The sequence below is a fragment of the Micromonospora marina genome, assembly GCF_900091565.1.
Classification (GTDB): Bacteria; Actinomycetota; Actinomycetes; order Mycobacteriales; family Micromonosporaceae; genus Micromonospora; species Micromonospora marina.
This window is the reverse complement of sequence record NZ_FMCV01000018.1, coordinates 21,386-48,198: the sequence shown is the minus strand read 5'-3', so window position 1 is coordinate 48,198 and position 26,813 is coordinate 21,386. Positions and strand designations below refer to the sequence as shown.

The 26,813-nt window shown below is 76.3% G+C and carries 10 protein-coding genes; 9 read left to right on the top strand and 1 reads right to left on the bottom strand.

From position 1 onward, the window contains the following. Positions 1–4: 4 nt before the first annotated feature. Genes GA0070215_RS19685 through GA0070215_RS19645 form a run of 9 tightly spaced genes read left to right on the top strand, consistent with a single transcriptional unit; the run spans position 5 to position 24,514 of the window. The gene (locus GA0070215_RS19685) at positions 5–2,629 is read left to right on the top strand and encodes an amino acid adenylation domain-containing protein (RefSeq protein WP_091048510.1); all 2,625 of its coding nucleotides are present in this window, start codon (positions 5–7) and stop codon (positions 2,627–2,629) included. Beyond that, positions 2,610–3,761: a potassium transporter TrkA gene (locus GA0070215_RS19680; RefSeq protein WP_091048332.1), complete on the top strand. Its 1,152-nt coding sequence runs from the start codon at positions 2,610–2,612 to the stop codon at positions 3,759–3,761. The genes GA0070215_RS19685 and GA0070215_RS19680 overlap by 20 nt, the downstream gene beginning before the upstream one ends. Continuing rightward, positions 3,758–5,113: a DUF6002 family protein gene (locus GA0070215_RS19675; RefSeq protein ID WP_026268236.1), complete on the top strand. Its 1,356-nt coding sequence runs from the start codon at positions 3,758–3,760 to the stop codon at positions 5,111–5,113. Before GA0070215_RS19680 ends, GA0070215_RS19675 begins: the two co-directional genes overlap by 4 nt. Next, positions 5,110–7,431, top strand: coding sequence for a non-ribosomal peptide synthetase (locus tag GA0070215_RS19670; RefSeq protein ID WP_091048328.1), 2,322 nt, complete (start codon positions 5,110–5,112; stop codon positions 7,429–7,431). Before GA0070215_RS19675 ends, GA0070215_RS19670 begins: the two co-directional genes overlap by 4 nt. Further along, positions 7,428–9,077 (top strand): beta-ketoacyl synthase N-terminal-like domain-containing protein, encoded by a 1,650-nt coding sequence (locus GA0070215_RS19665; RefSeq protein WP_018786857.1) that lies wholly within the window; start codon positions 7,428–7,430, stop codon positions 9,075–9,077. Before GA0070215_RS19670 ends, GA0070215_RS19665 begins: the two co-directional genes overlap by 4 nt. Continuing rightward, entirely contained in the window at positions 9,074–12,547 is a 3,474-nt protein-coding gene (locus tag GA0070215_RS19660; RefSeq protein ID WP_091048324.1) for a non-ribosomal peptide synthetase, read from the top strand. The genes GA0070215_RS19665 and GA0070215_RS19660 overlap by 4 nt, the downstream gene beginning before the upstream one ends. Then, positions 12,544–14,859, top strand: coding sequence for a lantibiotic dehydratase (locus GA0070215_RS19655; protein ID WP_018786859.1), 2,316 nt, complete (start codon positions 12,544–12,546; stop codon positions 14,857–14,859). The genes GA0070215_RS19660 and GA0070215_RS19655 overlap by 4 nt, the downstream gene beginning before the upstream one ends. Further along, the gene (locus GA0070215_RS19650; RefSeq protein ID WP_091048321.1) at positions 14,856–19,196 is read left to right on the top strand and encodes a type I polyketide synthase; all 4,341 of its coding nucleotides are present in this window, start codon (positions 14,856–14,858) and stop codon (positions 19,194–19,196) included. Before GA0070215_RS19655 ends, GA0070215_RS19650 begins: the two co-directional genes overlap by 4 nt. Continuing rightward, positions 19,193–24,514 (top strand): non-ribosomal peptide synthetase/MFS transporter, encoded by a 5,322-nt coding sequence (locus GA0070215_RS19645; protein WP_091048318.1) that lies wholly within the window; start codon positions 19,193–19,195, stop codon positions 24,512–24,514. The genes GA0070215_RS19650 and GA0070215_RS19645 overlap by 4 nt, the downstream gene beginning before the upstream one ends. On the opposite strand, the gene GA0070215_RS19640 is transcribed toward GA0070215_RS19645, so the two are convergent. Continuing rightward, on the bottom strand, positions 24,482–26,797 hold the full coding sequence (locus tag GA0070215_RS19640) for a lantibiotic dehydratase (protein ID WP_091048314.1): 2,316 nt from the start codon (positions 26,795–26,797) through the stop codon (positions 24,482–24,484). The two genes, GA0070215_RS19645 and GA0070215_RS19640, sit on opposite strands and share 33 nt — an antisense overlap. Positions 26,798–26,813: the final 16 nt, after the last annotated feature.

The following is a 26,813-nucleotide window of genomic DNA, read 5'->3' as shown; positions in this document are numbered from 1 at the left end:
CGTGATGACCGGCCCGCGCTACCTGACCGACCTGGTGCACCGGCCCGCCGGCGCCGACGGCGACCGGCCCGCGATCGTCGGCCCGGACGGCGAGCTGAGCTATGCGGCGCTGTGGGAGCGGGTCGGCGCGACGGCCGAGCTGCTGCGCCGGTCCGGCGTGCGGCCGGGTGACCTGGTGGGCCTGCACCTGAACCTGTCCGCCGACTACGTGACGTCGCTGCTGGCGACGCTCGCGGTGGGCGCGGTCGCGGTGCCGGTCGACCCCGAGCTGCCGTCGGGCCGGGCCGAGCAGATGCTCGCGGCGGCCACGCCCCGGCTCGTCCTGTACGCCGACCGTCCGCCCGCCGTCGCCGCGCCCGCGTCCACCGGCTGGCGGGACGTGCGTACCGCGCGGGCCGGGTCGCCGGCCGACCTGACCGACCGCACCGGCTGGCTGCCGCCGGGCGAGCACGCCGCGCTCGTGCTGTTCACCTCCGGCTCCACCGGCCGGCCCAAGGGTGTCGTGCTGCACCACGCCGGGCTGGTCAACCGGCTGGTCTGGGGCCACCGCCGGTTCGGGTTCACCGCCGACGACCGGGTGCTGCACAAGGCGTCGATCGGGTTCGACGCGTCGGTGCACGAGATCCTCTCCCCGCTGATCGCGGGCGGCGCCGTGGTCGTCGCCGGGCCGGGCCTGCAGTTCGACAGTCTCGGCCTGGTGCGGCTGATCCAGCGGGAGTCGGTCACCACCGCGCACTTCGTACCGACCATGTTGCGGCACGTGCTCGACGAGCCGGAGTTCGCCGGCTGCGTCACGCTGCGGCGGGTGCTGTGCGGCGGCGAGGCGCTGGACATGCGGCTGGTCCGGCGGCTGCGCGAGGTGCTGCCGTGCGAGCTGTTCAACGGGTACGGCCCGAGCGAGACCTCGATCAACGTGTCCTACTGGGACTGCGCCGAGCCGTACGCGGGCAGCATCGCCCCGATCGGCCGGGTCATCGACGGCGTCACCGCCCACGTGCTCGACGACGACCTGCGGCCGGTGCCCGCGGGCGAGACCGGCGAGCTGTGGATCGGCGGGGTCGCGGTCGGGCTGGGCTACCTGCGCGACGACGAGCGGACGGCGGAGCGCTTCCGCCCCGACCCGGCGCGGCCGGGCGCGCGGCTCTACCGCACCGGTGACCTGGTGCGGATCGCGCCGCCGGGTTTCCTGGAGTTCCACGGCCGGGCCGACGACCAGGTCAAGATCCGGGGGGTCCGGGTGGAGCCGGGCGAGGTGGCCGCCGTGCTGCGCGCGCATCCCGCCGTGCACGACGCGGTGGTGGTGACCGTCCCGGACACCGACGACGGCCCGCGTCTGGTCGGGTACGTGGTGCCGCAGCCGCGGCGGGCCCCGGCGGTCGGCGGGCTGCCGCGGTTCCCGCTGCCGAACGGCATGGCGGTCACCGCGGCGTCGCCGGACGAGGCGGTCTTCCTCTACCGGCAGATCTTCGACCAGTCCGAGTACGCCCGTTTCGGTGTCCGCGTCGGCGACGGCGCGGTGGTCCTCGACGTCGGCGCCAACATCGGGCTGTTCTCGCTCTGGGCGTCCCGGCAGGCGCGTGACGTGCGCCTGGTCGCGGTCGAGCCGAACCCGGACACGTTGCCGTACCTGCGCGCCAACCTGGGCCTCTACGCCGGGTCCGCGTCGGTCGTCGAGGCCGCCGTGACCGACGCGGCGGGCACCGCCGAGCTGACTTCCTTCCCGGCGCTGAGCTACCTGTCCGGGCTCGGCGCCGACCGCGCCGGCGCCGCCTCCGACCTGGTCCGGTCGCACTACCGCAACGGTGGCGGCGACGCCGACGAGACCGAGCAGGCGGCGCTCCTGGCGGACGCCCGCCGCCGCCTCGCCCCGGTGGCGCACGTGGTGCCGACGGTGACGCTGTCGGACCTGCTGGACCGCTTCGAGCTGGACCGCGTCGACCTGCTGAAGATCAACACCGAGGGTGCCGAGCTGGGCGTGCTGCGCGGGCTGCGTCCCGAGCACTGGCCCCGGATCCGCCAGGTCTGCCTGGAGGTCGAGCGCAGCAGCGTGACCACGCCGCAGGTGCGCGAGCTGCTGTGCGCGGCCGGGTTCGAGGTGCACGACATCGGCGACTGGAACGTCGGTGCGGACGCCGACGTCAGCTACGTCTACGCCGTACGGCCGCAGGACCCGCCGCCCGCCGCGACCCCCCGGGACGAGCCCGCCGACCATCTGCTGACCATCGGGCTGCTCCAGGGACACCTGGCCTCGGCGCTGCCGCCCGCGATGCGCCCGGACCAGATCGTCCTGGTCGACCGGCTGCCGCGCCTGCCCAACGGCAAGGTCGCCCGGCTGGAGCTGCCACCGCCACCGCCCCGGCCCACCGAACCCGCCCCGGACCGGGGCAGCGACCTCACCGACAAGCTGCGCGAGGCGTGGCGGGCCACGCTCGGCGTCGACGCGGTGCAGGACGACGACACGTTCGTCGCCCTCGGCGGGCACTCGCTGACCGCGCTGCGGATGGCGCTGCGGGTACGGGAGATGGCCGGGCTGGAGGTGTCCCCGGCGAGTTGCCTGCGTGCCGGGTCGTTCGCCGACTGGGTCGACCGGGTCACCGAGGCGGGACGCGATGTCAGCCGGGCCCGCTGACGCGCGGCACGTCGTCGTGGTGGGCGCCGGCCGGCTGGCCCGCTCACTGTGCCACGCGCTGGCCGCGACGCGCACCCCGGCGCCGCTGCGCGTGACGGTCCTGGCCCGCGACCCGGACGCCGCACTCGCGCTCGCCCGCGCCGCGCGGGTGCGCGCCGCAGTCGCCGGAACCCCGGTCGACCTCACCGCCCGGCCGTTCACCGCCGAGCCCGCCGTCGGCCCGGGCGACGGGTACGCCGCCGACGCCGCCTCGATGGCCCGGCTCCGCCCCGACGTGCTGGTCTGCGCCGTGTCCGCGCAGTCGCCGTACGAGCGGGCGGCGGCACCGTCGGCCTGGACGGACCTGATCGCCGCGGCCGGCTTCGGGGTGACGTTGGCGTTGCAGGCCGAGCTGGTGTCCCGGCTGGCCGCCGCTCTCGTGGTCGGCGCGCCCGGCGCGACGCTCGTCAACGGCGCGTTCCCGGACGCGGTCAACCCGCTGCTCGCCGCGCTGGACCTGCCGGTGCGCTGCGGCATCGGCAACGTGGCGACGCTCGCCGCGTGCCTGGACGCCGCGCTCGGGCGTCCCGGGCCGCGCCGGCTCGCGGTGCTCGGTCACCACGCCCACCTCGCCGCGCCCGGCCCGGACGGCGACGACACCGCCGAGGTACGCGCCTGGCTGGACGGCCGGCCCGTCCCGGACGTCACCGGGCTGCTCGCCGGCTACCGCGCGTTGCCCCGGCCGGAGCTGAACTCGCTCGCCGGACACGCCGGGGCCGCCCTGGTGGCGGCGCTCGCCACCGGTGACGAGGTGACGGCGAGCCTGCCCGGGCCGCTGGGACTCCCGGGCGGCTACCCGGTCCGGCTCACCGGTGGCCGGACCGAGCTGCGGCTGCCCGCCGAGCTGCCGGTGGCGCAGGCGGTCGCGTGGAACACGGCCGCCGGGCGCCGCGACGGCGTCGAGGTCGGCGGCGGCCAGGTCAGCTACCCGCAGCGCGCCCGGGCGGCGCTGGCGGCGTACCGGCCCGACCTGGCCGGCGGCTGGCACGCGAGCGAGCTGCCCGAGGTCGCCGGCCGGTTCACCGCCCTGCGTGACCATCTGCGAACGGTGCCGCCGGCACCGGCCCGGAGTGTGTTGGAGGAACCCCGATGACAGTGACCACCCCGGCCACCCGCAACATGATCACCGACTACTACGACGTCATCGCGTCGGCGGTGCGGCGGTGCGGCGCGGTCCCCGGCGACGCGCCCGGCACACCCGGTTTCGCGCCCGGCTTCGACCTGCCCGAGCTGACCCCCGCGGTACGCGAGTTCTACGCCGCCGCCACGGTCGGCTGGTCCCCGCTGGGCCACTACGGCGGGCACGACCTGACGATGCTCGACCTCACCGCCAACCCGGGCACCCGGACCACGAAGACGTTCGCCTCCCTGGTGATCGTCGGCCGGGCGGTGGAACACATCCGGCGCACCGGCGAGCGCTTGTGCATCGTCACCCCGACCTCCGGCAACAAGGGCGTGGCGCTGCGCGACTCGGTGGCCCGCGCGTACGCGGCCGGGCTGGTCACGCCGGAGCAGCTGTCCATCGTGGTGCTGGCGCCGGCGGCGACGCGGCACAAGTTCCGCCACGACGCGCTCGCCGCCGACCCGGCGACCCGTGCGGTCAACCCGCTGCTGCGGTACACCGGCGCGGACCCGGAGGGCGTGAAGGCGCTCGGCCGCGCGTTCGTCGACGAGTACGCCGGCACCGTCCACGACAAGCACGGCGTCACGCTCTGGTACACGCTGGATCTGCGCAACTACCTGGTCGCCGACGCCGCTCGGGCCGCCTTCGAAGCCGACGTGTCGCCGGCCACCGGTGCGCGCTGGCACGCCCACGCCGTGTCCAGCGCGTTCGGCCTGCTCGGCTACAACCTGGGCCGCGACGTGCTGGAGGCGGCCGGCGACGCCGATCCGGCCGACCGGCCCGGTTTCCTGCTCGTGCAGCACCTCGGCACGCCGGACATGGTGCTCAGCCTGCGCCACGGCTCGTTCGAGCGGCGCGACTGCCCGGCGTACACGCTCGACGAGAGCCGGGGCGTCTGGACGCAGGACGCCGACCTGCGCTTCCCGGCGGTCACCGACGACCCGGCCGAGGTTCTCGACCCGACGTTCTACACCCACCGCCCGGTGACCTCCACGGCGATGAACGCGCTCATCGAACGGCACGGCGGCGACGGCGTCGTGGTGTCGCGGCGCGAGTGCGTGCGGCGCTATCCGGCCGCCCGGCAGTGGCTCGCGAACGCCGGCCTGTCGCTGCCCGACGACCCGGAGCGGCTACGGGAGTGGTCGATCCTGATGGCGCTGACCGGCGTCTGCAACGCCGTCGACCGGGGTCTGGTGCCGGCCGGGTACGAGATCGTGGTGCACGGCACCGGCAGCTACTGCGACGACTTCCGCGTCGCCGAGGCGGACGCCGAGGTGTCCACGCTCGCCGACGTGGTCGCCGCCGTCCTGGACCAGCGGTGAGCCCGGCACCGCCCCACCCGCTCGGCCTGCCGCCGTGGCTCGCCGCCCGGGCGCACGCCGCGGGCGTCGACCCGGCCGCCGTCGTCCTCACCGCCACGGCTCTGGTGGTTCGCCGGTACACCGGATCCCCGGTGGTGACGCTTCGGCACGGCGACGATCCGGTGACGCTGGACCTGACCGTGGACGCGCCGATCCGGGAGTTGTGCCGGTCGGTGCGCCCGGCACCGCCGGGCCGTCCGGTCGACGCCACCGTCGAGGTGAGTACCGACCTGGCCGGCGTCGCCGTGTCCGGGCTGCCCGCCGAGTACGCCGACGACCTCCGCGCCGACCTGGCCGACGTCCTGTCCACCCTGGATCCGGACGCCGCCTCGGCGGGGGTGCTGCCGTCGGCCCGCTACGAGCGGCGCCCGGCCCCGGAACTCTGGCGGCTGCACGGCGGCGACGGCACCGAGGCCGATCGGGTACGCGGCGACACCGTCCCGGCGGCGTTCGCGGCGGCGGTGCGGGCGTACCCGGACCGGCCGGCGGTGCTCGCCGACGACGCGACTGTCACCTACCGGGAACTCGGTGCCGCAGTCGCCGCGACCGCCGAGGCGCTGGCCGGGCCCGGTGACGCCGCGGCACCGGTGGCGGTGCTGTGCCGCCACGGCGTCGCCACGATCACCGGCATCCTGGCGGCGCTGGCCTCGGGGTCGCCGTACGTGCCGCTGGACCCGGCGTACCCGGCGGCCCGGCTGGCCGCGATGCTGCGCGACGCCGGAGTCCGGGCGATCGTCGCGGATCCCGACCACGCCGGGCGGGCCGCCGCGCTCGCGGCCGACGCCGGGCTGCGGCTACCGGTCGTGACGACGCGCCGGGGCGATCCCGCCGTGCCGGCGCCGACCGGGCCCGCACGACCGGACGACCCGGCGTACGTGCTCTACACCTCCGGGTCCACCGGCAAGCCGAAGGGCGTGGTGCAGAGCCACCGCAACGTGCTGTTCGGCGTCCGCAACCACGTGCGCAACTTCGCCGTCCGGCCGGACGACCGCACGAGTGTGCTCACCTCGTTCGGCTACGACATGGCGGTCACCGACACGTTCAGCGCGCTGCTGTCCGGCGCCGCCGCCGTGCCGGTCGACGTCCGCACGCACGGCCTCGGTCACCTGACCGGTGCGCTCGCCGATCGGGGGGTGACCGTCTACCACTCCACCCCGACCGTCTTCCGGTACGTGGTGGCGAGTCTGGGCGAGCGCGGGCGGCTGCCGTCGGTCCGCGCCGTGGTTCTCGGCGGCGAGGAGGTCACCCGGCACGACGTGGTGCTGGCCCGGCGGTCGTTCGCGCCGGGCGTGGTGTTCGTCAACGGGTACGGCACCACCGAGATCAGCTTCGCCGCGCAGCACCACCTGCCGCCGGGCGTGGACCCGGAGCGGGCGGTCGTGCCGATCGGGCATCCGCTGCCGGACGTCGAGGTGGTGCTGACCGACCCGGCCGGACGTCCCGTCTGCCTCACCGGCGAGGTGGTCGTGCGGACCCCGCACGTCGCGCTCGGATACCTGGGCCTGCCGGAGCTGACCGCGGCCCGGTTCGCCGAGCACGACGGGGTGCGCGCGTACCGGACCGGGGACGTCGCGCGGCGGCTGCCCGACGGCATGCTCGTCTACCTGGGTCGCGGTGACCGGATGGTGAAGATCCGTGGCCACCGGGTGGAGCTGGGCGAGATCGAGGCGTGCCTGGCGGCGCTACCCGGGGTGGCCCGCGCGGCGGTGGTGGCGCGGCACGATGCGTCCGGCGCGGGCGAGCAGGAGATCGTCGCGTACGTGGTCGGTGTGGCCGGGGCGCTCGTCGAGACGGCAGCGCTGCGGGAACGGCTGGCCGCCGTACTGCCGGACTTCATGGTGCCCCGGGCGGTGGTGGCGGTGCCGGAGCTGCCGATCGGGCCGACCGGCAAGCTCGACCAGGCCGCCCTGCCCGACCCGGACGCCGGACGCCCGGACGCCGGGGGGCCGCCGTCCGGACCGGTCGAGCAGACCATCGCCGCGGGCTGGTGCGCCGTGCTCGGACTGCCCGCCGTGGACCGCCTGGTGAACTTCTTCGAAGCGGGTGGGCACTCGCTCCAGCTCGCCCTGGTGCAGGGGTACCTGGAGGAACACCTCGGCCGCCGGGTGCCGCTGGCCCGGCTGGTGGAGTTCCCGACGGTGGCGGCGCTGGCCGCGCACCTGGCCAGGCCCGGGGACGCCGCGGGCGTACCGGAGGACGGCCGGCTGGCCGCGGTCGGCCGCCGGATGGCCCGCCGCGCCGCCGCGCGGGCCGCCGGCGGCGGGGAGGGACGGGCGTGAGCGAGGACGACCGGATCGCGGTGGTGGGCCTGTCCTGCCGGGTGCCCGGCGCGGCCGACGCGCAGGCGCTGTGGCGCAACCTCCTGGCCGGAGTGGACTCGGTGCACCGGACCCCGGTGGGGAAGGGCACGCCCACCGGCCCGGACTGGGTGCCGGCGTTCGGCCGGCTCGACGACCTGGACGGCTTCGACGCGGACCTGTTCGGCTATCCCGCCGCGGCGGCGGCGCTGCTCGACCCGCAGCACCGGCTGTTCCTGGAGGTCGCCTGGCACGCCCTGGAGGACGCCGGGATCGACCCGGACCGCGACCCGGCCCAGATCGGCGTGTTCGCCGGGTGCGCGCCCAACCGCTACCTGCACCACCACCTGCTCGGCAATGCCGCGCTGGCCCCGGCGACGGGCGCGCTCGCCGAGGACTGGGACGACGCGCTGACCGGTTCCGGCTGCGACTACCTGCCGACGCGGACCGCGTTCGCGTTGGGGCTGTCCGGCCCGGCCGTGGCGGTCCAGACCGCCTGCTCGACAGCGCTCGTCGCGGTGTGCCAGGCCGGGCAGAGCCTGCTGGACTACCGCTGCGACGTGGCTATCGCGGGCGGCGCGGCGGTGGTCTCCACCCGGCAGGCCGGTTACCGGCTGCGGCCCGGTGGGCTGCTGGCCACCGACGGGGTGTGCCGCCCGTACGACGCCGCCGCCACCGGGCAGGTGTTCGGCAACGGCGCCGGGGCGGTGGTGCTCAAGCGGCTCGCCGACGCCCGCGCCGACGGCGACCACGTGTACGCCGTGCTGGCCGGGTGGGCGGTGAACAACGACGGCGCCGACCGGCCCGGCTTCACCGTGCCGGGCGTGTCCGGTCAGGCGGCGGTGATGGCGGAGGCGCTGGCGTCGGCCGGGTGGGACGCGGCCGACGTGGGCTACCTGGAGGGGCACGGCACCGGCACGCCGGTGGGCGACGCGATCGAGGTGGACGCGCTGACCCGGGTACGCCGGGGCGCCCGCGCCCCGCTGCTGCTCGGCTCGGTGAAGGGCAACCTCGGCAACCTGGACGCCGCGGCGGGCGTGCTCTCCCTGATCAAGGCCGTGTACGCGGTCCGCACCGGACAGGTGCCGGGCACCGCGCACTTCGCCGCCGCGCACGACGACGTCGACCTGGCCGCCGCGGGCGCCGAGGTGGACGCGCAGACCCGGCCGTGGGCCGGACAGCGGCGTGCGGGCGTCAGCTCGTTCGGTCTCGGCGGCACCAACGCGCACGTGCTGGTCGAGCCCGCAACCGCGGCGGACCGGCCGGACGCCGGGGCACCCGGCCCGGTGGTGCTGGGACTGTCCGCGGGCAGCCCGGCGGCGCTGCGGGAACTGGCCCGGCGGCTGGCCGTCCGGCTGGCCGAGGGCGACCTGGCGGTGGCCGACGTGGCGCACACGCTCGCGGTGGGACGGCGGCGGCTGGCGTACCGGGACGCGGTCGCCTGCGCCGACGCGGGGGAGGCGGTGACCGGGTTGACCGCGCTCGCGGCCGGCGACCCGGTGGACGGCGACGAGGCCGTCCGTGCCTGGCGCGCCGGTGCCGACCTGCCCGTGCCGCCCGGCCGGCGGGTGCCGCTGCCCGGCTACCCGTTCCGGCGGACCCGGCACTGGATCGAGGCGCGACGATGACCGGTCCCGAGCTGCCCTTCCCGCAGGAGTGCCTGCCCGACCTGGTCGCGGCGCACGCCCGGCGGCGTCCCGGCGCCCCGGCCGTGGTGCAGGGCGAACGGACGTTGAGCTACGCCGACCTGGTCGGCCGGGCCGCCGCGCTGGCCGCGTCGCTGCGCGCCCACGGCGTCGGCGCGGACGACCTGGTCGGGGTCTGCGTGGACCGCCGCCCGGACCTGGTGGTCGCGCTGCTCGGCGTGCAGGCGGCCGGTGCCGGGTACGTCCCGCTCGACCCGGCGCTGCCACCCGGACGGTTGCGGGAGTTGGCCGCCGAGGCCCGCCTGCGCGTCGTGGTGGGTACGCCCGTCGGCGGGGCGTTCACCGGCCGGACCGTGCTGGACGTCCCCGCCGGCACCGCGCTCTGGCAGCCGACCCCGGCGACGCTCGGCACCACCGCGTACGCGATGTTCACGTCCGGGTCGACCGGGCAGCCGAAGGGCGCGGTGATCGAGCACCGGGCGCTGACCGAGAAGGTCACCTCGATCGCGGAGTTCTGCGGGTTCGACGCGGCGACCCGGTGCCTGGCGTTCGCGTCGATCGGGTTCGACGCGTCGGTGGCCGACATGCTCGCCCCGCTCGCCGCCGGGGGCACCGTCGTGCTCGCCGGTGACGCCGAACGGGCCGACCCGACCCGGCTCTACCGGATCTGCGCCGAGCAGTCCGTCGACGTGGTGGTGCTGCCGCCGCCGATCCTGCCGCTGCTGGACCCGGGCCGGCTCCCAGGCGTACGGCTGGTCGTCACCGGCGGCGAGGCGACCGGCCCGGAACAGGTGGGCCGCTGGACCGCGGGCGGACGCCGCTTCATCAGCGTGTACGGCCCGACCGAGGCGACGGTGCTGGTGACCTGGTTCGAGGGCAGCGGCGAGTGGACCCGGCCCATCCCGATCGGGCGGCCCGCCGCGAACCATCGCATCCACCTGGTCGACGACGCGTTGCGCGAGGTGGGCCCGGGGGAGATCGGCGAGGTGCTCGCCGGTGGTCCCGGGCTGGGCCGCGGATACCTGTTCGACGCCGCCCGTACCGCGCAACGGTTCCTCCCGGACCCGTTCTCCGGCGAGCCGGGGGAGCGGCTGTACCGCACCGGTGACCTGGCCCGGTGGCTGCCGGACGGGAACCTGGAGTTCCTCGGCCGGGCCGACCGGCAGGTCAAGATCCGGGGGCAGCGGATCGAGCTGGGCGAGGTCGAAGCGGTGCTGCGCCGCCACCCGGACGTCGACCTGGCCAGCGTCCAGGTCCGCGCCGGCCCCGGCGGTCAGGAACTCGTCGCGTACGTGGCGACCGGCCTGGACGTGGCCCAACTGCGCGACCACTGTCACCGGCTGCTGCCGCCCGCCGCCGTACCGGCCCGGATGCGCACCCTGCCCGCGCTGCCCATCACCATCAACGGGAAGATCGACACCGAGCGGCTGGCCGCGCTCGACGTCGCCGGACCGGCCGCCGCCCCGTCCGGCGAGCCGCCCGCCACCGACACCGAACGCCTCGTGGCGCAGGCGTGGGCCGCGCTGCTGGACGTGCCCGCAGTCGGCCGCGACGACGACTTCTTCCACCACGGCGGGCACTCCATCACGGCGATGCGGCTGGTCGCCGACCTGCGCGAACGGCTCGGCCGCGACCTCGCCATCGAGGACGTGCTGGCCGGGCGGACGCCGCGCGGCATCGCCGCCCGCGCCGACGCCGCCGCCCGGACCGGCCCGGCCCCCGTCGTCCGGGGACGGCCACCAGCGCTGTCCCCGGCGCAGCAGCGGCTGTGGTTCCTCGACCGCTACTTCCCGGCCGCCGCGTCGGCGTACAACGTCGCGTTCGCCGAACGGCTCACCGGCCCGCTCGACGTGGCGGCGCTCGCCACCGCGCTCACCGCCGTCGCGGAGCGCCAGCAGATCCTGCGCTGGCGCATCCCGGAGCGCGACGGCGTGCCGTACGCGGTCGCCGACCCGCCGACGCCGGTGCCGCTGCCGGTGCGCGACCTCGACCCGGGCACGGACCTCGCCGGTCACCTCGCGGCGCACGCCACCACACCGTTCGCGCTGGCCACCGACACGCTGTGGCGGGCCGAGCTGATCCGCACCGGCGCCGACGAGCACGTGCTGGCCGTCTACGCCCACCACGCCGTGTTCGACGGCTGGTCCCAGTCGCTGTTCTACGCCGACCTCGCCGCCGCGTACCGGGCCGCGCTCGGGGGCGGGCCGCCGCTGCCGCCGCTGCCCGCCACGTACGGCGACTACGTGGCCTGGCGCGCCGACCGGTCCCGGCGCCGCGCCGCCGCCGACCTCGACTGGTGGCTGGACCACCTGACCGGGGCACCGGCGGTGCTGCGCCTACCCGGGGGACGGGACCGGCCGGCCGAACAGACCTACACCAGCGCGACGGTGCGCACCCGGCTGGACCGGGCCGCCACCGCCGCGCTCACCGACCTCGCCGCCGGGCTCGGCGCGACCCCGGCAGCCGTCGTGCTCGCCGCGTTCGCGCTGGTGCTGGCCCGGCGTGCCGGCCTGCCCGACCTGGTGGTCGGCACCCCCACAGTGGACCGGCGGGCCGCCGACTTCGAACCGATGGTCGGCTTCTTCATCGAGATCGCGCCACTGCGGCTGCGCCAGACGCCCGGGGCGGGCTTCGCCGCGCACGTCCGCGCCGCCTGGGAGGAACTGCTCGCCGCGCTCGCCCACCCGGAGGCGCCCGTCGAACGCATCGTCGGTGGCCTCGGCCTGGGCGGCCTGCTCGACCGCAGCCCGCTGGTGCAGGTGCTGTTCAACATGTACACGTTCGACGAACCCCGGCTGGACCTGGCCGGCCTGACCGCCGAACCGGTGCCGGTGCCCGCGCCCGGCTCCCCGTTCGACCTCACGCTCTACGGCATCACCCGGGACGGGCGGCTGCGCGTGGAGATCGTCTTCAACCCGGACGTCTACGGCGAGGCCCTGGTCACCGAGGTGCTCGCCGACGTCGAGCGGCTGCTGCGTGCCGGCACCGCCGACCCGGAGCGGCCGGTGGCGGAGCTGCCCGCCTGGACCGCCGTCGAAGCCGGAACGGCCGGCGACGTGTCCCGCGTCGCCCGGGTGAACCGGGCCGGAGGCCGCGCCGGGCTGCCCGCGGCCCGCCCGGCCACCGCCACCGAGCGGCGGATCGCCTCGGTCTGGTGCGACGTGCTCGGCGTACCGGAGGTGGCCGCGACCGACAGCTTCTTCGACGTCGGCGGCGGCTCGCTCGCGGTCGCGGTCGTGCAACGGCAGCTCAACCGGCTGCTCGGCACGAGCCTGCGGGTCGTGGACCTGTTCCACCACCCGACCGTCCGTGCGCTCGCCGCGCATCTGGACAGCGTCAGCGCGCCGGGCGAGGACGCCGGGGACGAGGCGGTGGAACGCGCAGCGCGCCGGGGCGCGCTGCGCCGTCAGCGGGTCCAGCGCCGCCCGGCGGCGGAGGAGGAGCCGCGGTGACGTACCTGGTCCCCCTCGGCGACACCGGCTGGTCGGTGTGGCGGGACGTGCTGCTGCGCAGCGCCGGGTTCCCCGCCGACGGACTGGACCGGTTCGCCGCGCCGGACTGCGCCGACGCCGCCGACCGGCACCTCTCCGGTGACCTGGACGAGGCGGCGTTCACCGCCGCGTACGCCACAGCCGTCCGGGCGTCGTCGGCGGCGCTGTGCGGGATCGCGGCCGACCCGCTGTTCCGCGAGGCCGTCGCCTGGCAGAACCCGGAGGCGCTGGTGGCGCTGGACGGGCTGGTCCGCGACGGCCCGGACGCGCCACGCAACGTACGACGCCGGGGCCGGGAGAACGTCGTCGCCGGGTACTGGCAGCGCTACGTCGCCAAGTGCGAGACCATCGGCTTCTTCGGGCCGGTGTGCTGGGGCACCCTGACACCCGGCGCGCCGGGCGTCACCGCCGTGCCCGGCCCCGGGCTGCTCCGCCGCCGCGCCGTCCACCTCGAACACTGGGCGCTCGCCGCGTACGCCGACCGGCTCGCCGCCGACCCGCGGGTCCGGCAGTGGCTCGCCCCGGTCCGGGCGCCGCACACGCACCTGGAGGGCCGGGTCGTGCACCGGCCCGCCCAGCGCCCGGAACAGGTGTCGTTGAGCGAGTCGATCGCGCTGGGCCGGTGCGACGGCACCCGCCCGGCCCGGGACGTCGTCGACGACCTGGTGCGCGACGGGCACACCGGCGTACGCCGCGCCGAGGAGGGTTTCCTCCTGCTCGCGCAGCTCGTCGAACGAGGGCTGCTGCGCTGGGACTTCGACCTGCCGCAGGGGCTCTCCGCGCAGGACCGCCTGCGGGAGCGGATCGCCGCGATCGGCGAGCCGGACTGCCGGGCACGGGCGCTGGCCGGGCTGGACCGGCTGGCCGCCGCCCGGACCCGGGTCGCCGGTGCCGCCGGTGACCCGGCCGCGCTCACCGGCGCGCTGTCCGCGCTGGACGCCGAGTTCACCGCGCTCACCGGGCTGCCGCCGCGCCGCCGGGCCGGGCAGAACTACGCCGGGCGGGCGCTGTGCCACGAGGAGACCGCACGCGACGTGGACCTCACAGTCGGCGGCGGCCTGCTCGACGCGCTGGCCCCGGCGCTGGCCCTGCCGCTGCGGGCGGCGCGTTGGCTCACCGCCGAACTGGCCACGGCGTACGGCGACGCGCTGCGCGACCTGTACGACGACCTGCGCGGCGACGGGCAGGTCCGGCTCGGTGACCTGTGGTTCGTCGCGCAGGGGCCGCTGTTCGGGCCCGGCGACCGGCCGGTGGACCGGGTCGCCGCCGAGTTCGCCGCCCGCTGGGAGCGGGTGCTCGGGCTGGCCGGACTACCAGCCGGGACGGCCCGTCTGCGGTTCGGCGCGGCCGAGCTGGCGCCCCGGGTGGCCGCCGAGTTCCCGGCGACGCGCCCCGGCTGGAGCGCGGGCCGGGTGCACAGCCCGGACCTGCAACTGTTCGCCGAGTCGCCCGAGGCGCTGGCCGCCGGCGAGTTCGGGGCGGTGCTCGGCGAGCTGCACGCCGCGTACGCCACGTTCAACGCCGAGCTGTTCACGCACTGTCACCCCGACGTGGAGCGGCTGCGGCGCGCGTACGCGGCCGACCTGGGCCCGCGGCGGCTGCGCCCGCTCTACCCGGTCGACTTCCCCCGCGTCGGTGGGCGGCTGTCGGCGTCCCTGTCCGGGCCGGACGACCACCGGCTCGCGTTCGCCGACGCGCCCGGCGCACCGCGCGACCGGCTCGTGCCGGCGAACGCGGCGATCGTGTCCGAGGTGGACGGCGTGCTGGTGGCGACCGGTCCGGACGGCACGCGCTGGCCGCTGGTCGAGGTGTTCTCCGACCTGATCGCGGTGCACGCGGGCGACGCGTTCAAGCTGATGACCGACCGCCCGCACAACCCCCGGGTGACAGTCGACCGGCTGGTGCTGGCGCGGGAGACCTGGCGCACCACCGTCGGGGCGACCGGCCTGGCCGACGCCGTCGACCAGGCGCGGCGCTACCTGGCGGTCCGCCGCTGGCGGGCCGCGCTGGGCCTGCCGGAGCGGGTCTTCGTCCGGGTGGCCACCGAACTCAAACCCGCCTACGTGGACCTGAGCAGCCCGGTCTACGCGAACCGGCTCTGCCTGCTGCTGCGCGCCGCCCGGCGGGCCGGTGGCGACGACGTGGCCGTGACGGTGTCGGAGCTGCTGCCCGTGCCCGGGCAGGCGTGGCTGCCCGACGCCGCGGGCCGCCGGTACGCCAGCGAACTGCGCCTGCACATCAGCGATTCGGCCGAGCCGGAGGTCATGGCGTGACGAACGAGACAGTGGAGCCGATCGCGATCGTCGGGCTCAGCCTGCGCGTACCGGGGGCGGCGTCGGCGGAGGAGTTCTGGCGCAACCTGGTCGTCGGCGCCGAGTCGCTGACCCGGTTGACCCGCGCGGAGCTGCTGGCCCGGGGTGTCACCGCCGAGCAGCTCGACGACCCGGCGTACGTGCCGGTGGCCGCCGTGCTCGACGGCGTGGACCGGTTCGACGCGGAGCTGTTCGGGATGAGTCCGCGGGACGCGGAGCTGACCGACCCGCAGCAGCGGCTGTTCCTGGAACACGCGCACGCCGCGCTCACCGACGCCGGCTGCGACCCGGCTCGCTACGACGGCGAGATCGGCGTGTACGCGGGCGGCAACGCCGACCTGTACCAGTGGCTGAACGTCCGGCGGAACCCGCGGGCGCTCGCGGACGCCGGTGAGCTGCGGGTGTCGCTCGGCAACAAGCCGGACTACCTGGCCAGCGCCGTCGCGTTCCGGCTCGGCCTGCGCGGCCCGGCGATGACCGTGCAGACCGCCTGCTCGTCGTCGCTCGTCGCGGTGCACCTGGCCGCCGAGGCGCTGCGCAGCGGCGAGTGCGACACGGCGCTGGCCGGCGGGGTGTGCGTGGAACTGCCGCACGGCGTCGGGTACGTCGCCGACGAGGGCTACACCTCCGCCGGCGGGCACTGCCGCCCGTTCGACGCGGACGCCGACGGCACCGTCTACGGCAGCGGCGTCGGCGTGGTCGTGCTCAAGCGGCTCTCCGACGCGATCGCCGACGGCGACGACATCCGGGCGCTGGTCATCGGCAACGCGGTGAACAACGACGGGTCGGCCAAGGCGAGCTTCACCGCGCCGAGCGTCACCGGGCAGGTGGAGGTGGTCACGCAGGCGCTCGCGGTCGCCGGCGTCGCCCCGCGTTCGGTCGGCTACGTCGAGGCGCACGGCACCGGCACCGTCCTCGGCGACTCGATCGAGCTGGCGGCGCTGAGCACCGCGTACGGGCGGCGGACCGCCGAGCGCGGCTGGTGCGGCGTCGGGTCCACCAAGGCCAACATCGGTCACCTCAGCGCGGCCGGTGGTGTGATCGGCCTGATCAAGACCGTGCTGTCGATGCGGCACCGGCTCATCCCGCCCACCGTCAACCACGACCGGCCGCACCCCGACATCGGCATCGAGGCGAGCCCGTTCTACGTGGTGTCCACGTTGACCAAGTGGGAGCCGGAGGGCGAGGGACCGCTGCGGGCCGGCGTCAGCTCGCTCGGCCTGGGCGGAACCAACGCGCACCTGGTGCTCCAGGAGGCGCCGCCCCGCGTACCCCCGGAGCCGGATCACGGCGGCGGCGAGCTGCTCCAGGTGTCGGCCGCGACCCCCGACGGGCTGGCCGCCGCCTGTGCCCGGCTGGCCGAGCGGCTCACCGGCGCGCCCGATGTGGAGCTGCGCGACGTGGCGTACACGCTGCGGGAGGGCCGGCCGGCCCACCGGCACCGCGCCGCCGTCGTCGCCGTCGACCGGGCCCGCGCTGCGGCGGCGCTCACCGACCCGAAGCGCCGCGCCACCGGGGACGCCGCGGCGCCGCCCCGGGTGGGCCTGCTCCTGCCCGGTCAGGGCGCGCAGCACCCCGGCATGGGCGCGCACCTGGCCGCGACCGAGCCGGTGTTCGCCGCCGCCGTGGACGAGTGCGCCGCGGTCCTCGGCTGGGACGCGAACGAGATGATCTTCGACGCCGGACCCGGTGCGGACGAACGGCTGGCCGGACCGGCGGTGGCGCAGCCCGCGCTGTTCGCCGTCGAGTACGCGCTGGCGGCGCTGTGGCGGCACTGGGGCGTCACGCCCGACGCGCTGATCGGCCACTCCGTCGGCGAACTGGTCGCCGCGACGGTGGCCGGGGTGTTCGACCTGCCGGACGCGCTGCGGCTCGCCGCCGCCCGGGGCCGCCTGGTCCAGGCCGCACCGGAGGGCCGGATGCTCGCCGTGCAGCGCGGCGCCGACGAGATCGCGCCGCTGCTGCCCGACGGTGTCGCGGTGGCGATCAGCAACGGCCCGCACACCTGTGTGGTGGGCGGCGCGCCGGAACCGGTCGCCGCCGCCGAGGTCCTCCTGCGCGAGCGCGGTATCGGCTGCACGCCGCTGCGGTCGCCGTACGCGATGCACGTGCCGCTGCTGGCGGCGGTGCGCGACGACTTCGCGGCGCTCGTGGCGGCGGTGCCGCGCCGGGCGCCGGACCTGGCGGTGTTCTCGGCCGCGACCGCCGCGCCGTTCACCGACGAGCAGATCACCGACCCGGCGTACTGGGCCGACCAGATGTGCCGCCCGGTCCGGTTCGGCGCCACGGTGGCCGCGCTCGCCGCGACCGGCGCCGCCGAGGACCTGCTGCTCCTGGAGTGCGGCCCCGGCCGGCAGCTCGCCGGTCTCGCCCGGCTCAGCCTGCCGGCGGGTGCCCGGTCGCCGCTGCGTACACTGCCCGCGCCGGGGGAGCGGCTTACCGACCGGCAGACCGCGTACGAGGCGGCGGGCCGGCTGTGGACGGCCGGGGTTCCGGTGCGGGTGCCCGCGTCCGGCACGCCGCGCCGGGTGCCGCTGCCCGGCTACCCGTACCAGCGCGCCCGGCACTGGATCGATCCGGCGCCGGTGGCGGCACCCGCCGCGCCGGCCACCGAAGAGCGGTACGACGACGGCGTGGTCGAGGTGCCGGTCTGGCGTCAACTGCCCGACGCCGCGCCCGGCGAGGCGCCCGGGCCGCTGCTGCTGTTCGTCGCCGGGGAGCGCGGCGAGGCGCTCGGGGACCGGCTGCGCGAGCGCGGCGCGGACGTCACGGTGGTCCGGCCCGGACCGGCCTTCGCGGTCCGCCCGGACGGCTACCGGCTGCGCCCGGCCGGCGTCGCCGACCACCAGCGCCTGCTCGACGAGTGCGCCGACGACGGCCGGGCCGCCCGGATCGTGCACGCGTGGGCGCTCGACGGCGACCCGGCCGGCACCGGCGTCGGCGCCGTGACGGCGGCCCAGGAACACGGGTACCTCGCGCTGCTGACGCTGCTGGAGGCGTTGCCGGCCGCCGACGTGGCGCTGGACGTGGTGACCGCCGGCACGGCCGACGTGACCGGCGTCGACCTGCTGCGCCCGGAACACGCCACGGTGGCCGGGGTGGTGCGCTCGGTGCCGCTGGAACGTCAGGGCCTGCGCTGCCACTGGGTCGACGCCGACCCGGCCGATCCGGGCGCGGACGCGCTGGCGGACGAACTGCTCGGCGCAGAGCGGGCCGAGGCGGTCGCGCTGCGGCTGGGCGGGCGCCGCTGGACCCGCGGGTTCGCGGCGGCGCCGCCGCGCCGGCGTACCGGGCCGGTGGTGCGCGACGGCGGGCGCTACCTGATCACCGGCGGGCTGGGCCGGGTGGGCGGGGCGTTCGCCGCCGAACTGGCCCGCCGGGGCGCGCGGCTGGTCCTGGTCGGACGCACCGCCCGGCCGGACCTGGTCCAGGCGCTGGAACGGGCCGGGGCGCAGGTCCGCCACGTGCGCGCCGACGTGACAGACGTGGACGCGCTGCGGGCGGTACGCGCCGGCATCGAGGACGACCTCGGCGGACTCGACGGCATCGTGCACGCCGCGCGGCTGCCCGACACCGGGCTGTCCGCCGGGTCGCGACCGGCCGAGGCGGCCGCCGAACTGCTGCCGAAGGTCACCGGCGCGCTGGCGCTGCGCGCGGTCTTCGGTGACCTGCCGCTCGACTTCGTGCTGCTCAGCTCCTCGGTGACAGCGCTCGCCGGCGGCCTGGGCCGCGCCGACGACACGGCCGCCAACGCGTTCCTCGACGCGTACGCACGCAGCCCGCACGGCTGGCGGGCGCCTGTGCTGTCGGTGGCCTGGGGCGCGTGGCGGGACGAGGGCGTACCCGGCCACGACGGGCTGGCACCGGATGCGGCAGTGCGGGCGGCGCTGCGGGTCCTCGCCGAGGGGCGTACCGGCTCGGTGGCGGTCGGCGCCTACACCGTGGAGGCGGTCGCCGGGCACGAGCGGCGGCTCGCCTCGGCCACGGCGGCCACCACCTCGACGGTGACCGCCGCCGACGGGGACCTGACCGCCACGGTCGCCCGGATCTGGCGGGACGTGCTGGGCGTGGCCGAGGTCGGCCCGCACGACGACTTCTTCCGCCTCGGCGGCACCTCGCTCGTGGCCGCGCAGCTGGTGCTGCGGATCCGGCAGGCGGTGGGTGCCCGGCTGTCGATGCGGGTGCTGTTCGACGCGCCAACAGTCGCGGCGATGGCCGCCCGGATCGAGTCGCTGCGCGCCGCTCCACCGGTCGAGGCGCCCATCCCGCGCCTGCGCCGGCCGGGACGGCCGGGATGACCGAGTCGCGCCACGACGTCACCTCGGTGGGCGACGTCTACACCGTTCCCGCCTCGTACGCCCAGGAGCGGGTCTGGTTCACCGCCCAGCTCAGCCCCGGTCAGCCGTTGTTCACGATGACCGACGCGGTCACCCTGCCGCCGGGCGCCGGGCCGGCGCAGGCGCTCGCCGCGCTGCGGGCGGTCACCGACCGGCACGAGGCCATGCGCACCACGCTTCGCCTGGACGGCGGGCGGCTCTACCAGGACATCCACCCCACGGTCCCGGTGGAGCTGCCGGTCACCGACCTGTCCGTGCTGCCCGAGCCGGAGCGGGAGGCCGCCCGCGCCCGGATCGTCGCCGAGTACGCAGGTCTCGACCTGCCGATGGACGCCGCCCCGCTGTGGCGGGCCCGGCTGCTACGGCTCGGCCCGGACACCTGGTGGCTGCTGTTCGCCGGGCACCACGTCATCCTCGACGGCACGTCCCTGCTCCACCTGCGCGCCGAACTGACCGAGCTGTGCGCCGCCGCCGTCGCGGGCCGCGCGCCGGACCTGCCCGAGCTGCCCGTCCAGTACGCCGACTACGCGGCCTGGGAACGCGACCGCCTCGACGGCCCCCGGTGGGACGAGCTGCGCGACTACTGGCGGGAGGCGCTGACCGGCGTGCCCGCCGTGCACGCGCTGACCACCGACCGGCCGCGCCCGGCGACGCTCACGTTCGACGGCGCCGACATCCGCCGCACGCTGCCCGGCGACGTGACGGCGGCGCTGCCGGAGCTGTCCCAGCAGACCGCCGCCACCCCGTTCATGGTGCAGCTGGCCGCCTACGTCGCGCTGCTGCACCGGCTGTCCGGAAGCGACGACGTGGTGGTGGGCATGCCGGTGGCCGGCCGCGACCGGGCCGAGCTGGAACCGCTGCTCGGCATGTTCATGAACATGCTGGTGCTGCGGGTCGACGTGTCGGGTGACCCACCGTTCCTGACGCTCGTCCGCCGGGTCCGCCGGGTCGTGCTGGACGCTCTCGACCACCAGGACATGCCGTTCCAGAAGCTCGTCGAGGAGCTGGCGGTACGGCGCGACCCGGGCGTGCCGCCGCTGTACCAGCTCACGTTCCACCACCTGCCGACCGGCCGGGGCGAGGCGTTCGGCGGCGCCATGGACGACCTGTCGCTGGAGATCGCCGGGGACGAGTTGCGGCTGGAGTACCGCACCGCGCTGTTCGAGCGCACCGCGATGGAGGCGTTCGCGGACCGCTACCTGCTGCTGTTCGCCGCCGCCGTGGCGGCGCCCCGGACCCGGGTGAACGCGCTGCCGGTCATGTCGGACGCCGAGCACGCCCAGGTCTTGACCGGCTGGAACGCCACCGCCGCGCCGGTACGCCGGACCACCCTGGCGGAGCTGTTCGACGCCCAGGCCCGCCGCACGCCCGACGCGGTCGCGCTGGTCGACGGCGACACCCGGATGACGTACGCGCAACTGTCCGCCGCCGCCGAGCAGGTGGCGCGGCGGCTGCTCGCGTACGGCGTGGGACCGGAGTCGGTCGTCGCCGTCCACGAGCCGCGCTCCCACCGACTGGTCGCCGGGCTGCTCGGCATCCACCGGGCCGGTGCGGCGTACCTGCCGCTGGACCCGGACCACCCGCCGCAGCGGCTCGCCTTCATGCTCGCCGACGCCGGCGCCCGGGTGCTGCTCGCAGACGAGGTGCCGGACGGGCTCACCGTCCCGGGCACCGTGCTGCCGCTCACCACGCCCGACCGGCCGCACACCAGGCCGGACGGGCCACACACCGCCGGGGGCACTACCGCCGGACCGGGCAACGCGGCGTACGTGATCTACACGTCGGGCTCGACCGGGCGGCCGAAGGGCGTGGTGAACGAGCACGCCGCGATCGTCAACCGGCTCGACTGGATGCAGGACGCCTTCGCGCTCGGCCCGGACGACGCGGTGCTGCACAAGACGCCGATCGGGTTCGACGTGTCGGTGTGGGAGGTGTTCTGGCCGCTGCTCGTGGGCGCCCGGCTGGTGCTGGCCGCGCCGGGCGGGCACCGCGACCCGGCGTACCTGCGGGAGCTGATCGAACGGGAGCGGATCACCACCGTCCACTTCGTGCCGTCGATGCTCGACGCGTTCCTGTCCACCGCCGGCCCGGCCGACCCGACCCGCTGCCGGTCGCTGCGGCGGATCGTGTGCAGCGGTGAGGAACTGCCGGCGGACCTGGCCCGCCGCGCCGTCGCGGCGATCCCGTCGGCCGCGCTGCACAACCTGTACGGCCCCACCGAGGCGGCGATCGACGTCACCGCCTGGGCGGCCACGCCCGCCGCGCTGACCGGCGTGACCCGGGTGCCGATCGGCGGGCCGATCCGCAACGTCCGCGCATACGTGCTCGACGAGGCGATGCGGCCGGTGCCGGCCGGGGTGGCCGGGCAGCTGCATCTCGGCGGGGTGCAGGTGGCCCGCGGCTACCTGAACCGCCCCGGACTCACCGCGGGCTCGTTCGTGCCCGACCCGTTCGGCGAGCCCGGCGGGCGGCTGTACGCCACCGGCGACCTGGCCCGCTGGCGCACCGACGGCACCCTGGAGTTCCTCGGCCGCATCGACGACCAGGTGAAACTTCGGGGCCTGCGGATCGAGCTGGGGGAGATCGCCGCGGTGCTGCGCGAACAGCCGGGCGTCGGCTCGGCCGCCGTCGTCGTGCGCGGCGCCACGCCCGCCGAGCAGCGTCTCGTGGCGTACCTGACGGGCGAGGCCCCGGACCCGGCGGAACTGCGGGCGGCGTTGAAGCGGCGGCTGCCGGAGTACATGGTGCCGTCGGCGTTCGTGACGCTCGACGCGTTGCCGCTGTCCGGAAACGGCAAACTCGACGTCGCCGCGCTGCCCGCACCCTCGTCCGGGGTCGCCCCCGCGCAGCGTCGTCCCCCGGTGACCCCGGTCGAGCGGACTGTCGCCGCCACCTGGCGCGACGTACTAGGTGTGCCCGAGGTCGGCCTGGACGACGACTTCTTCGAGCTGGGCGGGCACTCGCTGCTGGCGATCCGGATGCTGGCGCTGCTGCGCGAGGCGTACGGGCAGGTCGACGTCGGCGTGATGGACGTGTTCGCGCACCCGACGGTGCAGGGGCTGGCCGCGCTGATCGACGCCCCGGCGGACCAGGAGCGGCAGCGTCCGCTGCTGTACGAGCTGACCCGGCCGGTCCCGGCGGGCCGGCGGGTGCGCTCGTACGTGTGCGTGCCCTACGGCGGTGGGCTCGCCAGCATCTACCAGCCGCTCGCGGACGCGCTGCCGGCCGGGCACACGCTGTTCTCCGTGGCGATCCCCGGCCACGACGTCGGCGTCCGCGACACCGAGCTGCCCTTCGACGAGCTGGTCGAGCGGTGCGTGGCCGAGATCCAGGAGCGGGTGGACGGGCCGCTGGTCCTGTACGGCCACTGCGTCGGCGGCGCGCTGCTGACCGGCATCGCCCGGCGACTGCACGAGCGGGGGCGCCCGATCGAGGCGATCTACGCCGGTGGCGTGTTCCCGACCGCCCGGCCGGACAACATGCTCGGCCGGCTCGTCGACTGGGCCGACTCGCGGGGCGCGGACCGGCGGTACGAGACGTTCCTGCGCTCGATCGGCGCGGAGCTGGCCGACCTGGACCAGGCGCAGGTCGACCGGTTCGTCCACCACGTACGCCGGGAGGCCGCCGAGGCGCAGGAGCGGTTCACCGGGTGGCTGGACGGTGAGCCGGTCCGGGTGCCCGCACCGGTGATCTCCGTCGTCGGCACCCACGACGTGCTCACCGAGTACTACGAGGAGCGGTACCGCGAGTGGAGCTTCCTCGGCGAGTCCACCGCGCTCGTGGTCCTGGACGAGGCCGGGCACTACTTCGTCAAGCAGCGGGCCGAGGCGCTCGCCGAGGTGCTCACCCGCACCCATCCCGGCCGCACCGGGCCGTCCGCCGCGCCGCTCCGGGGTGACGGCTGGCAACTGGCCGCCACCAGCACCGATCCGGTCACCGCCGAGACCGGCGTGCAACCGGGCGTACGTCGTTTCCTGGCGATCACCGCCAGCCAGCTCATCTCGTCGACCGGCTCGGCGCTGACCCAGTGGGCGGTGCCGGTGTGGGTCTACCTGGAGACCGGGTCGATGCTGTGGTTCGGCCTGTCCGGGGTGATCGCCTACCTGCCGGCGCTGCTGACGCTACCGGTGGCGGGTGCCGTCGCGGACCGGTTCGACAGGCGCCGGGTGCTGCTGGCCGCGTGCGCGGCGGCGGTGACAGCGGAGGCGTTGCTGGCGCTGCTGCTGTGGACCGACCGGCTGGGGCTGGCGGCCGTGTACACGCTCGTGTGCGTGCTCGGCGCGGCGTCGGTATTCCAACGCATCACCTACCTCGCCGCGATCCCGCAGGTGGTGCCGAAACGCTACCTGGGGCACGCCAACGGCATCGCGCAGCTCGCGGTCGGCCTCAGCTCGCTCGCGGTGCCGCTGCTGGCGGCGGGCCTGCTCGCCGCGATCGGCCTGGCCGGAGTCCTGGTCATCGACATCGTCAGCTACGTGGTGGCGATCGGTGTGCTGGCCGCGGTGCGGTTCCCCGACCTGCTCGGCCGCCGCCGCAAGGAGCCGTTCCTGGCCGAGCTGGTCGGCGGCGCGCGGATGGCGTGGGCGGAACCGGGCTTCCGGGCCATGCTCGGCTTCTTCTCGCTCTACAACCTGTGCCTGGCGAGCCTGCTGCTGGTGCCGCCGATGGTGCTCGCGTTCGGCTCGATGGGCCAGGTCGGCACCGTGGCGTTCGCCGAGGCGCTCGGCGCCGTCCTGGGTGGACTCGCCATCGCGGTGTGGGGCGGCCCGACCCGGCGCCGGATGCCCGCGCTGATCGCCATCGCGTTCGGTGTGGCGATCAGCCTGGTGCTCAGCGGAGTCCGCCCGAGCCTGCTGCTGGTGGCGCTCGGCAGCTTCGGCGTGGGGCTGGGTCTGGGCCTGCACAACGGCATCTACCTGTCGATCATCCAGGTGAAGGTGCCGCAGCGGTTCCACGGCCGGGTGCTGGCGATCATCCAGACGCTGACCTGGGCGACGTTGCCGCTGGGCTTCGCCGTGCTGGTGCCGCTGAGCGGGTCGCTGCTGGAACCGATGTTCGCCCCGGGCGGCGCGCTGGCCGGAAGCGTCGGCGCACTGATCGGCACCGGCCCCGGCCGGGGGCTCGGGTTCGCGTTCGTGGTGTCCGGGCTGGCCCTGGCCGTGGTGGCGGTGGGCGCCTACGGCGTACGCCGGCTGCGTCTGTTCGACACCGAGACCCCCGACGCGCCGGCGGACGCCACCGAGTGGCTACCGCACCTGCGCCGGGTCGACGATCTGTAGCCGCAGTTCCGAGGCGTACGCCCGGCCGGCCCGGTCGGTCAGCCAGGCGTCGTCCGGGCCGGGCAGCAGTTCGGTGACGGTGAGCCCGACCCCGTCGCCGCCCTTGGCGTGCGCGCCGCGCAGCAGCGTGCACAGCAGCCGGGTGTAGACGCCGCTGGTCAGGTCCACGTAGCTGGGTTTGAGTTCGGTGTCGACCCGGACGAAGACCCGCTCGGGCAGGCCGAGCGCGAGCCGCCAGCGCCGTACCGCGAGGTAGCGTTCCCGCTCGCCCTTGACCGTGTGCAGGCCGGTGTCGCCCACAGTGGTGCGCCACGTCTCGCGGACCAGCACCAGGCCGTCGACTGTGACGCGCGGCGTGCGCCCGGCGTTGCCGGCCAGCTTCCACGTGTCGAACACCTGGTGGTCGAACAGCGGCGCGAACACCTCCACCAGCGGCCACCGGCGGCCGTCGTCGGCGTGCGCCGCCGGTGTGCCGTCGTCGTCCGGCCGCACGGTCAGGGCGGTGATCGGCACGAGCCGGTCCGGGTCGGCGCCGGGCGCGTCGACGAACCCGAGCTGGGCGTCGGCGGGCCCGTGCAGCCACTCCGCGATCCGGGCGGTGTGCCGGGGCCAGTCCACCGGCGGCAGGAGCCGCACCCGGCCGCCGGGCAGGTCGGCGCGCATCCCGTCGCGCAGCCGTCGCGGGTCCGGGTGCCCGTACGCGAAGAAGTGCGTGTCGAACGCGGCGAGGGCCACGTGCAGCTCGCCGAGCACGACTGTGAAGTCCCCGCGTAGCAGCGCCGCCTCGTCCGGGGCGCACACGTGCACGTCCGGGCTGTGGATCCGGGCGCCGGCCCAGCCCGGCGCGTCGGCGGGGAACGCGGCGGCGACCCGCTCGGTCAGCTCCGCGGCGTCGAACCGCAGCTCCCGGGCGTCGGAATCGGCGTCGGCCAGGCCCAGCACCTTGGCCCACCGGGCAAGGAATTCGGCGGTGACGGCAGCGGCGGGCGGGTCCGCCGCGAACACCACCGCCTGCGCCAGGAACCACAGGTCGGCCAGGGGGACGTCCCCGGTGGCCGACTCCGCCGCCAGGTCGCGGTAGAGGGCGGCCAGCGCGTCGGCGTACGCCGCCCCGATCGCCGCGGTCAGCCACCGCGCCGACAGCAGCAGTGGTTCCAGCGGAGCGAGCCGTTGCAGCAGCGCGTCACCGAAGCGGACGTCCAGGTCGCGTACCGTCTCCAGGTGGCAGAGCGTGCGCCCGGCGTACACCTCGCCGGGCTGCTGCCGCGCGGCCCGGCCGGTCAGTTCCACGAACCGCCGGTCCAGCGCGGACATCGCCGCGGCCAGCGCGTCCGGGCCGTCGGCGGCGGCCACCGCGTCCCGGAGGCCGCTGATGGTGGCCAGGTCGCCGAGCACCCGCTCGCGGGCCGTGTCGTCGCCGATCGCGGCGAGCTGCTCGCGCAGCGCGTCCTCGGCGGTGAGGTCGACCGGCAGGTCGAAGCCGATCCGCAGGACGCCGCGCCCGGCCAGATCGTCGAGCTGCGCGTGCACGTCCGCGGCCCGGCGGAAGCCGCTCGCCGGGTCCGCGAGCAGCGCGGCGACCAGATCGGCCACCCGCGGTCCGCGCCGCGCCAGCGTGACCAGCGCGGCGGTCGCCGCCGACAGCGTCTGCGGCGGGTGGTGCGGGTGCCGCAGCACGCGGTCGCGCAGACTCAGGTGCGGGGCGAGCCGCACCGGCAGCCAGTCCCGCACGCCGGGCACGCGGGCGAAGGCCACCGCCAGCGCGTCCAGGCCCCACCGCTCCAGGAACACCTTCCGGGTACGCGTCAGCACCGCGCCGGGACGCACTGTCGCGATCGGACCGCCGCCGCCCAGCTCGGTCCAGCAGATCGGGCCGAAGAAGCCCACCGTGTCGTTCTTCAGGCAGTACCGCTGCCAGTACTTCGCGATCACCTCCTCCCGGTGCCGCCGACGCAGGTTGCGCGCAGCGTGCGGCCCGTCGCGCCGGATCGCGTCGACGGCGAGCAGGACCGCCGGGTTCTGCCAGGTCAGCGCCGTACGGAACGCGTCGTCGCAGGCGATGTCGTAGACCGCCTGCCCGAGATCGGCGGCGGCGGCGTCGAACGCGGCCGCGAACCGCGCCGCGTCGCCGTCCCCGCGCAGGTGCCGGTCGGCCGCCTCGGCGAGCGCCGGAGCGGCGAACCGGCTCATTCCGCCGGCCGGAAAACCGGCCGACCGGAGCAACGCGGAACGCCATACGTGCCAGGGAGTTCCGGGCAGGGACGTGAGATGCTCTCGGGGCATGGGGGAATGGTAAGCA